Here is a 1424-nt window from a genome sequence, read left to right as displayed (position 1 = left end):
CGGCAGGGCCCACCCTGCAAGCGCCACCCGGCACGGCACCAGCCGGCACGGCCCCACCCGGCACGGCCCCACGGGTGGGGCCCCCGGACGGTCAACCACAACCCAGCGGCCACGGCGCTGCCACCCTCCCTTCAACTCCCGTACACCGTGTGCGTCGAGAGTTGCGCGGTGCAGAACGACACCGCCGTACGCTTGCCGCAGCAAAGGGGCAGCGTCGCCTCCGGAGAACCCGCCGCCCCCGCGCGAGAACACCGCTTCGACATCGATCTGATGCGGCTGATCTGCTCCGCGACCGTCATGCTGGGCCACGTGGGCGCCCAGTTCATCCACGCCACCGGGAACGACCCGGCGAACGGCGCGGGTGCCTACTGGGCGGGCCATGTCGCCGAGGGGATCAACGCCTTCGCCGTACCCATGTACTTCGCCATAGCCGGCTGGGCCGTGCTGGTCGGCGCGCCGCCCCGGGACAGCTCCCGCATGTGGCAGCGCGTCGTCCGCAACCTCGTCCCGCTCTTCGCCTGGACGGCGGTCTACCTGGTCTGGGCGTGGCTGCGGGACCGCAACGACCGGCCCATGACCGAACTGGCGGCGGGCTCCCTCTTCGGCTCGGTGCAGCCTGCCTACCACCTGTGGTTCATGTACACCTACATCCCGATCACCGTGCTGCTCGCCTTCGCGGTGCTGATCAAGGCGGGACAGCGTCCCTGGGGGCTCGGGGCGGCACTGCTCGGCATCGCCGTACTGCCGAGCGCGCTGACCACGGCCGCCGAGGTGACGGGCCACGGCATGCCGTCGGTGGCCTGGGGGTTCGGCACCTACTCGCTGGTGTACGCGGTCGGCGGCGCGCTGCTGTTCGCCCTCCCGGCCGGGGCCGTGCGCAAGCGGTGGCCGCTGGTGGTGCTGCTGCCGCTCACCATGGCCGGGGCGGCCTGGTACAACACGCAGGTCCACTACGTGCTGCCCAACGCGCACCTGTTCGTCGCCGCGATGAGCGTCTGCGTACTGCTGCTGGTCAGCAGGGTCCGGGTCCCCGGCACATGGCGCCCGCGGCTGCGGAAACTGGCCGATGCGGCGCTGGGCGCGTACATGGTGCACGTCCTCTTCGTCGAGGAGATCGTCGGCCCGCTGGCGTCACCGGAGCTGAGCGGACCCGTGGCCGGGCTGCTGCTGGCCGCTCTGGTGGTCACGGTCATGGCACTGTCGTTCGCCACCAGCCTGCTGTGGGGGAAGCTGCGCCTGCGGCGGCTGCTCGGCTGACCCGGCCACGCGAGCGGCGGGCACGTGCCGGGCGGGCCGGCGGGGCGGAGGAGGGCGACAAGCGGACGGCGGACGGCGGACGGCCCCGCACCGTTCCCCGGCCCGCGCGCGTCCTGGCGCCCCACCCGCCCACGACGGCCGGTCTCGCGGGCGTTGCCTCCTTCACG

General features: G+C 73.0%; 1 protein-coding gene. It reads left to right on the top strand.

The features are described 5' to 3' along the window. Nucleotides 1-168: 168 nt before the first annotated feature. Nucleotides 169-1257: an acyltransferase gene (locus HW445_RS30885; protein WP_180224089.1), complete on the top strand. Its 1089-nt coding sequence runs from the start codon at nucleotides 169-171 to the stop codon at nucleotides 1255-1257. Nucleotides 1258-1424 lie beyond the last annotated feature (167 nt).

It is taken from the genome of Streptomyces sp. UH6 (assembly GCF_013421635.1).
Classification (GTDB): Bacteria; Actinomycetota; Actinomycetes; order Streptomycetales; family Streptomycetaceae; genus Streptomyces; species Streptomyces abyssomicinicus.
Note: the sequence above shows the minus strand (reverse complement) of the source record. Positions and strands in the feature narration are given on the sequence as shown.